General features: G+C 71.6%; 1 protein-coding gene. It reads left to right on the top strand.

What is annotated here, in order from left to right; translation table 11 throughout:
• The coding region (locus tag EXE45_RS18800) for a PAS domain-containing protein (protein ID WP_158294361.1) at positions 1-282 on the top strand (282 nt) is incomplete at both ends.

Raw genomic sequence — 282 nt, 5'->3', positions numbered from 1 at the left:
CGACCGCGAGAAGGCGGTCGGGCACGGCCACGTCTCCGAGCTCTTCTACCCCGACGGCCGCCGCGCCGACACGCTCGCGGACAAGGTCCTCGACGCGCCGGCGAACGCCGACGAGGTGTACGGCGTCGAACCCTGTGACTCCGCGCGCGACCGCTACCGCGACACCAGCACGATGGTCGACCGGCACGGCGAGGAGCGCCACATCGAGTTCACGGCGACCGCGCTGTACGACGACGGCGAGCTCGTCGGCGTGACCGAGGTCGTCATCGACCGGACGGAGAC

The organism is Halorubrum sp. SP9, from assembly GCF_005435015.1.
In the GTDB taxonomy this organism is placed as follows: Archaea; Halobacteriota; Halobacteria; order Halobacteriales; family Haloferacaceae; genus Halorubrum; species Halorubrum sodomense.
The sequence above is the reverse complement of the archived record's forward strand: the minus strand, read 5'-3'. Positions and strand labels throughout refer to the sequence as shown.